Source organism: Enterobacter cloacae complex sp. P15RS, assembly GCF_014895905.1.
In the GTDB taxonomy this organism is placed as follows: Bacteria; Pseudomonadota; Gammaproteobacteria; order Enterobacterales; family Enterobacteriaceae; genus Enterobacter; species Enterobacter quasihormaechei.
The window spans coordinates 64,866-74,448 of the sequence record NZ_JADBQL010000012.1 but is presented as its reverse complement, the minus strand read 5'-3'; the positions used below and the strand labels follow the sequence as shown (position 1 = coordinate 74,448).

Here is a 9,583-nt window from a genome sequence, read left to right as displayed (position 1 = left end):
CTTATTAAGTCAATAATGTTTGATTATTTCTCTATCACGTATTTTACTGGGTTGCGTCGTTAAATCTAAATTTATTCCTATTGTGTATTGGCGTAGGTTTAAAACTGTGAAGCACGTTCCTATAATGCGTGAGTTCTCAGGAAAGGGTCTTGAGAATATAATTTAAAGGGAAATAGAATGAACGCTTTGGTTTGGAAACTGAAAGGAAACATGAATCGCAAGGCTGCGAAATTACAGGAGATGAGAAAGCAGCGCGGTGTTACCCTGCTTGAAATCATCATTGTACTGGGTATTATCGGCGTTATTGCAGCAGGCGTTGTTATTCTGGCGCAGCGTGCATTTACCGCACAGGATCTGTCTGACATTCAGAACAACGCGAACAGCATCCGCACTTCTATGACGGAAGCGTTTAAAGATGAAGGTAGCTATCCTGCTGATAACGGCGGCATCGTTGGTCTGACTAAATCTACCATTTCTACATCTACTCTGGATACGCCAATTGTTACTCTGGTAAAACTGGGTAAGATTTCTTCTGACGAATCCTTCAACGGCATTTCAAACGACGCATTCCAGATCACAAACGCCAAGCTCGACAATACCAGTTCTCAGAACAAAGCCTTTGTACTGGTTGTTAACGGCCTGGAAACTGAAGAGTGTCGTAACCTGGTTTCAGAAATGGGTAACCAGTGGGATTACGTTGAGACTCTGCAGGGCGGTGCTAACGCCGGTTCTACTGTCGCCAGCGTTAACGATCGTAACCTGAGCGTGGCTAAATCTGGCGCAATCCTGAAAACCATGATTTCTGGCGAAATCAAGGCTGCTGACATCACTGCGGCAGGTGTTTGTGATGGCGAAGGTGCATCCAACGGCGTTATCTTCGGCAGCAAATAATTAATTACTGAACGCGTAATTATATTAGTGAGCACCTCCTTTATACGGAGGTGCTTTGTTAATCGCTCTTAAAGGTTTTTAACTATGCGCATCAGAAAGGATTCAGGCTTCAGCTTGCTGGAAATCATTATCGTGCTGGCTATTTCAGGCGGCATTATGGTGATGTACACCCATTATGCGCGTAACAAAGCCGAAAATATTGCTCAGCAGAACGTCGCAGATGCTCTTGCTGAAGAGATGAAAGGAGTGCTGAATTTTATTGATGATGACACCATTGCGCTGGTCGGCGACGAGAATGAAGCAGAGAACCCGCTTTACAGCAGTGAGAAGACAGAATACAAAGACTACCATTCCCGCATTACTAACGAAATTAATGATACCGATACGGGAAGCGTGGATAACTATTATCTCTGGGGTAATAAGAACAATAAAGTTAACCAACAGCGTTATCTCTTTTTAAGCGAGAAGTGTAAAACGTCGCTTAAATCAAAATTTGCTTTTGAGAAAGAGTACCTGCCGTGCTTTATGCGCAACGTGGCAACCAACTCATCGGCGGTAATCGAACGTATTGGTTTTGCAGGTGGGCTCGACAAATCCGAGCGGGAAAATGACATCAATCGCATGGACGTCATCGTCCGCTTCAAAAAAGAAGAGAAGAACAGCGACTATCATTTCGCTGACTATGCGCCCCATTTTACCGAGGCGTTCTCAAAATCCGGCTTTGCGGTCTCGCACGCCATGATTGTGCACCGCGCCAACACTTCGTCCAACTGGCAGCTGGTAATGAGTAAGCAAGACAAAACCACGCCTGTTGAACTGAGCAGCATCGCTAGCAACCTCGACGCGCTGGATCAATACACCAAAGACGAATTTGGCGTGCGTTTTACCATTGATACTAACGACAACTCCAGCAACAGCGGCAATGCCGGCGGGAAGATGTGCTGGTCCCGTGGAGATAGCGGCGTAAAGCTGTGCTACGACGATGATGTCGGAACGGGGTCTCATGGAGAAGACACGGTGATGAGCCTGACCATGACCGATCCGAATAGTACCCGAAACAGTGACCAGATGGGAACGCTGGAATCGAACATTGTCATGGAAAATACGGGGACCCGCGTCGCCATTTTCAAACGTAGAAGCGGATGGTTGCAGTTTGATGAAAATAACAACCCAATACCGCTGACGGATACGTGGCGAAACAATGAGACGATCGTTTCAGAATACACTTTGAACGATCAGCGTATTAATACGTGGGATCCAGCCGTCGATACCGAGAGGCCGTTGGGTGCTCTCGATTATCCCTCTCAGCTCTACGATGCCTATGAACTCGTTACGCCACCCGTTGTTGACTTCGCTGGCCCTGTTTCAGACGGAACAAACCTGGATCATAATGCTGATGGGACTGAAATACCTGACAGTGAAAAACCGCCAGCCTATCAGAAATACAGTGATTTTGCTTATGGGACTGATGCTGATCGTCCCGACCCGATCGAAAGTAATAAAAACGGTTTTCGTTATCCTGTGCAAACCTGTCCTAAAGTGGAGCAGGAACTCACGCTGATTGATGGCGACGGTACGCCTGTGCTTGATGATGAAGGTAAGCCGAGAAAATATAAATATGTGCGGCAGCTTTATCCAAGAATAATGGTAACTATCTCTTCTCTCGCCGCTTATGCTCCGGGAGAAGGGGGGCAAAGTGCGGTAGGTTTCTCCGTGCAGGACAGGACTCGAGAAGGGTTATCTGACACAAATGGAGCCGAATTGGGCCAGTTTGGCGGCCTTGCTGTACAGGTTGAATTTGCGGAGCAAGACACCACTGCCGGTGGAGACTTTGGACAAGACGGTGCCACCACAAAAGGCGGCCACTACATACAATATAATTCAAAATATGTATGGATTATAAGTACAACAATGGGAATGTATCACGCTGCGACCGGTACAGGGATGAATGTATTTAACCCCAATACCGTATCGTATTCAGTAACCCGTTGGTGCAGTACCGTTCCGCAAAACGATACGCCAGCGGATCTTCTCGACACACAGCAATACGATTAAAAATTAAAGTAATGGAATATAAATAATATGAATATTATTAGATCTCCTAAATGGACAGTGGCAAGTATATTGCTGTGTAGTATGAGTTACACTCATGCATCAATGAATACATCTCCAGAGATTGAGCTTGCGGCAAACACATCGACCCCGGCAGCGACTACCACTCCGCGTAACCCGTTTGCCGAGGAAAATAACGTGCCGCCCGCTTATTCATCACTGGCACCGGTAACGCGTTCACTTTGCCTACAGGAAAACGTGTTATTAAGCCAGGCTATAAAACAGTGGGCCGAAAGTAATCATTACAAACTGTTCTGGAACAGTAAAAAAGATTACCTGGTCTATAGCACTATTACCCTGAACGGTAAAACGGATGATGATATTTTACAGTCGTTAGGGGAACTCTTTTTCTCAGAGAACTATGGTTTAGTCGTAAAAAAATACGAGAAAAACCACGTGATCGTTGTTGATGAAATGTAAGCGGAAGGATCCCATGAAACTTAAGATTAGTGTGCTGTTGCTGGCTCTCCTTGCGCAAGGATGCGTAAGCGATTTCAATAAAAAATATGATGTTCCTGAAAAAATACGCGAACACACCGCTGATGCGACCACCAGCGATGAGGCGAAGACCAAACCCTATATTAAATATGATACGGCTTTTTTAGGTAAAAAAGTTCAGTACAGCGTTGAGCAGCAGAAGGTGATGAGTAAGCATGTGAAGATCACATCTTACGAGCCTACCTCTCTTTCGACGTTGATGGATGCCGTGTCTGCCCAAACGGGTATCAGTTTCCGCATTAATGCGTCAGCGATCAGCGATAAAAAAGCAACGGAAGACAACTCATGGGACGTTCCACGTTCTGTGCAGTTTGACGGTACGTTTGAAAGCTTTATGCAATACATTAGCTCACTGTACGACGTTAGCACTCAGCTCGACGAAAACAATGTGCTGAAAATCAATGTGTTTGATACCTATGTAATGCGTCTGGATTTCTATGGTGAGAACAATAAAACTGAAACCACGCTCGATCTTTCAGGCAACGAGGCGACATCAGGCGGCGGCTTAACCGGCAAATCGGAGACAAAGTTTGAATCGTCGTTCTGGGACGATGTTGAGGATATGGCGAAAAACTACGTCACCTCTGGTAACTACAGTCTTTTCAAAGACTCGTCTATCCTGATGGTCAACGCACGTCCTTCTGAATACGAAGCGTTAAGTAAAGCGCTGGATAAGTACAAAGCGGATAACAGCCGCCAGTTTATTGTCACATACCGTATTTTTATTCTCGACAAAGAGAAAGAGAAACAGTTAAGCGGCGGTATGGATTTCAATTTTAGCGATGCACATAATACCATTAATATGAGCAGTAGCATTTTCAATAATCTGGTCGATGGGATTTCGGCTGGCTGGAAAAACAGCCACGTCGATATTAATACCGGCCTGGATGCGCTTTACAAATTAACCGGCAGCGAATCGCTTCAAAGCGGTTCATTTATTACACGTAATAACATGGCTGTACCGGTCAATATGACGCAATCTCAGTTTTATGTTTCCAGCAGAACACGTACAACGGATGATAATGGGGATGTCAACGTTGACGTTGAAACCTCTGAGATCGTGACCGGGACCAGCTTTATCATCACACCACGCGTATTGTCCGATGGGCGCATAGAGGTGGTAAGCGGTTTTACTAAGCGTTTTCTTAACTCTATTGATGAGTATGACGATGTTCAGTTGCCTAACGTAAGCACCACGGAATCTTTCAACTCTTCCATCATCAAGCCAGGCGATCTGTTGGTAGTAGGAAAATTTGAAGTGAAGAGCTCGAAAGATGGGCTTCAGTATGAAGTGCTGGGTGCCTCTGACGGTAAAAATGAAGCTACCGCAACTGTCCTGATGGTTGTAGGGGTCGATTACTATCGTCAGCCGATCACGTCTCGCGGCGATTGAGAAATTGCATTATGAATAACCTTCTCTTGCAAAAAAACATCCTGACCGGTCTCCATTGGGAGCCCGAAAGCCTGAGCCATCTGCAACCGGCTGAACAGGCCTCGTTTCGGGGGATGATGAAAGCGAACCGCAGGCTGGTTTATTCGGATGCTTCCGGCATGCAGGCCTTAGGATACAGTACAAAAATTTCGACGTTATATGAGCCCTTTGCGCTCTATATCAAAGAGCTTTTTGGAGACGGTATTTACTTCTTTCATGAAAATGAAGAAACCACTTATTTTCTGATTATCAATGAAGGTCGAATTATCAGCGGAACGGATTGTTTCATTAGTACCGTTCTTTTTGATGAGCTAATGAAACACCCGGTGGGATATGAACATCTCGAGGTAACGCCGCTTGAAGAATCGCAAATAAACGTGGTCATTGAGCGCTGCGTGGCGCGACAGCTAAAGTTAAAGCGACGTCGTCGCCTGATCATTGGCTCAATCTTTATTGCTGGCCTGTCGATTCTGGTTATGTTGGCGCTGGTACTTCACTTTTTTGTGGCTGGATAAATTATGCTGGAAAGTCTCTATTTCTGGAAAGGTAATAATGGCGGCAGTCCTGTAAAAAAGATGCTGCTCATCTCGCTTGCTGTCGTACTGATGTTATCTGCCGGAGGCGCAGGGGCGTGGTATTATTTTATTAAGCTTCCGGCTGAAAAGGCCGCTGAAGAAGCGTTGATGAGGCAGCGTCAGGCTGCCGAGAAATTACAGAGCGATATTGCCTCCGTGAAGTCCTTTTATGAAAAGTCTCTGGAGGGGGCAAGTATTATCAAAGCAATCAATTTTATCAACGAAGTTAACAATAGTTTAGCTGATTTCAAAGACCTTAGTATTGAAAGCGAGGCATTTGATTGCGACATTAAAAAATGCCGTTTCAGTTACGTTAACAGACCGGGGACGGTACTGACTTTACCCGAGAAAACGTTTTGGGGAAAAGCCTACAAAGCCTCTGTGAACGCAAAAAAGGACAAAAAGAAAGGTAAGGATAAATCAGATTTTGGTTACGAGGGCATCGAATCGAAACTAAATGGAAATGCGTTACAAACTGCGTATAAAAATAAGAAGCCGTTGGCGCTTTATCCCTGTGATGAAGTCGTGTCTTACATCCTGACTTACAATTCATTCCTCAAAAGTATGTCTGGTAACAAAAAGAAGACGGCTAACGGAGAAATAGTCATAAAAAAAATGCCTAACAGTGCTGTTACTGCTCTTGAAACGCAACTAGTGAGCAAAGTAAAGGCCTATGGGCTAATGGCAGGGACGTGGGAAATCCAATTCAAAGGCGGAGTGGTGAGTGAAAGTACCCTGAATTTACAGCTGGTACTCTTTAAGCAAGCATATCGTGACGCTTTTTTAATTAAACGGATTGAGTCGGAACATAAAGGAATTAAAGTTTCAGGAGGCCTGGTATGCAAAGCGTAAAAGTAATGATGTTAACCGCGGTATTTTCGTTATCGGTAGGGACGGCAGTGGCGGCGCCTTCTACAGCGTTGCCAAAAGCGCCTGACAGTGCTGCAAAAAAAGATGCAGTGACTGAGGCTAAAACGGACGTTCACAAAGAGAAGCCATCCGCGCCGAACGAGATTGCCGCAGCGCAGCCTCAAATGGCAATGGTGCAGGAGAAGCTTGACGAGAAGATCGAACCTAACGCGACGTCCAGTGCTAATGAAGCAGCTAAGGATCAGGCGAAGGTTAAAGATGAAACTCAGCTTGTTCAGGATCGTCTTGCTGAAATCGTTGAAGATGATTACGCCTATGAAAAAGCGCGTCGCAAGCTGGCTAATCTGGTTGAGCTACAGAAAATGATTAGCCAGATCCGTAAAATGAGTGCAGAAGACAAAAAGTACTCGGCACCGGTTCAAAAAGTTGAAGTGTCGCAGCCCACCAAGGCTGAGCCAGTGAAATCAGCAGAACCGATAGCGATGCCGCGCGTTCTGTTTGAAACTCAAATCGGGGGTTCTCAGCGCACAGCCGTCAGTGACGGAGAAGAGTTGCGCTATGTTCGAAATGGCGAGGTCTTCACCATCGGCGGCAGCGATTACAAGCTCGCTAAAGACAGGAAATCTGTCGTATTAGCCAGGGACGCAGCCAAGTGAGCCTGATGTTTTTGCGAATTTCGGCAGAGGAGTTGCTGGCGGGTAAATGGACGTACCAGGAATATGATGGTATCGGCTTCACGGCCGCTATCGAAGAGGCCGAGTACCTTGTGATCTCGCATATTGAAATCAACGATCTCTTTACCTACCAGATTCAGATATCACGGCTGGTCTCACAGCATAAGCGTAAGATCCTGGGTATTGCGCTTGTGCAAGAGGACGATTTTTACCGGATAATTGAGCACGTCTCGCTGAAGAAAATCAGTGATGCCAATAAGAACATTGACATCACTGATACGCAAAAACAACTGGCAGCAATTTTGCAGCGTGCCGTGGGGATGGGGGCGAGCGACCTTCACATTACCCGCAACGACGTTCTGGCGCAGTTTGAGGCTCGCGTTAACGGCGTGCTGATGCCTTTTATGCAAATAAAATCTCAGCAGTGCGATGAGCTAGTTTTCGTTTTGTATAACGTGGAAGCCACTACCCGAGATACCACGTGGAACCGTGCGATACCGCAGAGCGCGAACATTCTGTACAGCCTCGGCGGTAAGCCCTTCCGCTTCCGCTACGCCCATTTCCCTATTTTTGGGGAAACGGCGGATTGTTATCACGCGGTTCTGCGTATTATTCCGTCCGGGCTGCAAAAAGGAAATATCGGGTCGCTGGAGAAAATTGGCATTTCGCCGGAAGAGGTCAGCGATCTTAAAAAGATCCTCAGTAATCCTTATGGCGCATACGTTATTGCGGGGACGACGGGTTCCGGGAAATCCACGACGCTTAAAAACCTTATGGAGTGGTTGCAAATTAACCGCTATGAAGATCGCGGCTGCTTCCTGACCGTAGAAGATCCGGTTGAGTATCAGATATATGGTGCGAAACAGAGCTCGGTGGTGGATGTTGAAGGCGGTGGTTTTCATGCCGCCATTAAATCGGCGCTGCGTCGCGACCCGGATGTATTAATGGTTGGCGAAATACGTGACAACATTTCTGCCAATGCCCTTGCCGGGGCCGTAGAGAGCGGTCACTACTGTTTTACAACGGTGCACGCGGGGAACATCGTGTCACTTCTGCAACGTATGTCGGCGTTAGGTATTGGCAGCGACAAGCTCTCAACCCCCGGCTTCATTGCGGGTTTGCAGTGTCAAAAGCTGGTGCCGGTATTATGCGATAACTGTAAAACGGTGCTGGAAAATAAAACCATTTCCGGACATGAGTTTACATTATATACCGCCGGCGAAAACGGATGTCCTCAATGCAAGAATAGCGGCATAAAGGGACGCCAGCTTGCCATGGAGTATTTTCTGCCTACGTATGAAGAGCTGGCGACCATCTCTCGCCAGGAGTGGCTAAATACCTTCACGTTGTGGCGCAACAAACGAAAGGCGGCATCAGGTTTAACGGAGGGTTTTGAGATCCGTGAAAAAGTGATGGCACACGTTCTGAATGGGCGCATAGACGCCCGCTGGTACGCCATGGAGTTTGGCGATGTATCACAAGATGATCTGGAGATGATCGTTGAAAAAATTCGGTAAAAAACAACGCCTGTACGTCTATCAATTTTGTGCGGATATGATTAAGGCGGGTTTGCCGCTATTTGACTCCCTGCAAAAATTGCAGATAGAGGGGCGGCCGCTGCTTGGTAAAGGGTTCAGCAATAAGCTGGCTGACGTACTGAAGCAAATGAAGCAGGAGACCTCTGTGTCTTCTGTTTTTTCCGGCATGGTGCCAAACTCAGAGCTGAGCGTCATCACCGCTGCTGAAAAAAGTGGTAGCCTCGCCGACGGCTTTTTGACGCTGGTTTCCGTTATTCACTACAACGATGAGCTGAGAAAGAAAATTGTCGGCGCGCTGGTTTTCCCGCTGATTATGATTTCTTTATCCTTGGTGGTTATTGCCGGCTATTCGCAGAAAGTTTTTCCGGCCTTTGCGTCCGTAGTTCCCGTTGAAAAGTGGCCTGGGGTTACGCAAAACCTCTATAGCTTCGGGACCGCTTTGTACCAGGGGCTGTGGCTAAAAATTTTAATCGGATTTATAGGTCTCGTTATTGTTGTTAGAGTGATGATGGCCAACTTCAGCGGCAACATGAGAAATAAAGTTGTGGATAGGGTTCTGCCCTTTTCAACTTACCGTCAGCTCACGTCTTCGGTATTTTTGAATAACCTTTCATTGATGCTGAGTAACAACATTCCGCTGACGGATGCGCTAGCCATTATACGCCTGAATGCCAACCGCTGGTTGCGCTGGCACCTTGATGTCATGATCGACAATATGGCAAAGGGTATTCACTACAGTAAAGCGCTGTCGACGGGATTAATGGGCGTAGAAGAACTTCTGAATATCAGTTTATATGCTGAGCTTCCCTCATTTAATGATGTTCTACGTTCGGTATCAGAACGTTCCAGGGAGCGTATTCAGGAATACATTAAAAAACTGTCCGGTTTATTAAAAAACCTGGCCACAGTGATCCTGGGTGGATGCGTTATTTGGGTATTTTTGGCCCTCTTCGCATTGATGGATACTTTATCGAAAACGGCGGGTGGATAAGC

At 46.4% G+C, this 9,583-nt stretch carries 9 protein-coding genes; all 9 read left to right on the top strand.

The window, feature by feature from the left end; genetic code table 11:
* Positions 1-177 precede the first annotated feature (177 nt).
* The 9 genes from IM267_RS07800 (at position 178) to IM267_RS07760 (ending at position 9,581) form a co-directional block, all read left to right on the top strand.
* Positions 178-891 (top strand): type IV pilus major pilin, encoded by a 714-nt coding sequence (locus IM267_RS07800; RefSeq protein WP_063867570.1) that lies wholly within the window; start codon positions 178-180, stop codon positions 889-891.
* 84 nt (positions 892-975) lie between these two features.
* The gene (locus IM267_RS07795; protein WP_193033123.1) at positions 976-2,946 is read left to right on the top strand and encodes a type II secretion system protein; all 1,971 of its coding nucleotides are present in this window, start codon (positions 976-978) and stop codon (positions 2,944-2,946) included.
* A gap of 27 nt (positions 2,947-2,973) precedes the next feature.
* Positions 2,974-3,423, top strand: a complete 450-nt coding sequence (locus IM267_RS07790; protein ID WP_226847978.1) for a TcpQ domain-containing protein — start codon at positions 2,974-2,976, stop codon at positions 3,421-3,423.
* A gap of 13 nt (positions 3,424-3,436) precedes the next feature.
* A complete protein-coding gene (locus tag IM267_RS07785; RefSeq protein ID WP_193033122.1) occupies positions 3,437-4,894 on the top strand; it encodes a type II and III secretion system protein in 1,458 nt (485 codons plus the stop codon).
* Between the two features lie 11 nt (positions 4,895-4,905).
* Positions 4,906-5,448 carry a pilus assembly protein gene (locus tag IM267_RS07780; protein ID WP_193033121.1) on the top strand — a complete coding sequence of 181 codons (543 nt, stop codon included), beginning with the start codon at positions 4,906-4,908 and terminating at the stop codon, positions 5,446-5,448.
* A gap of 3 nt (positions 5,449-5,451) precedes the next feature.
* Entirely contained in the window at positions 5,452-6,360 is a 909-nt protein-coding gene (locus IM267_RS07775; RefSeq protein ID WP_193033120.1) for a hypothetical protein, read from the top strand.
* Positions 6,348-7,034, top strand: coding sequence for a hypothetical protein (locus IM267_RS07770; protein WP_063867576.1), 687 nt, complete (start codon positions 6,348-6,350; stop codon positions 7,032-7,034). Before IM267_RS07775 ends, IM267_RS07770 begins: the two co-directional genes overlap by 13 nt.
* A 5-nt stretch (positions 7,035-7,039) precedes the next feature.
* Positions 7,040-8,569, top strand: coding sequence for an ATPase, T2SS/T4P/T4SS family (locus IM267_RS07765; protein ID WP_226847976.1), 1,530 nt, complete (start codon positions 7,040-7,042; stop codon positions 8,567-8,569).
* Positions 8,553-9,581 carry a type II secretion system F family protein gene (locus IM267_RS07760; protein WP_193033119.1) on the top strand — a complete coding sequence of 343 codons (1,029 nt, stop codon included), beginning with the start codon at positions 8,553-8,555 and terminating at the stop codon, positions 9,579-9,581. The genes IM267_RS07765 and IM267_RS07760 overlap by 17 nt, the downstream gene beginning before the upstream one ends.
* Positions 9,582-9,583 lie beyond the last annotated feature (2 nt).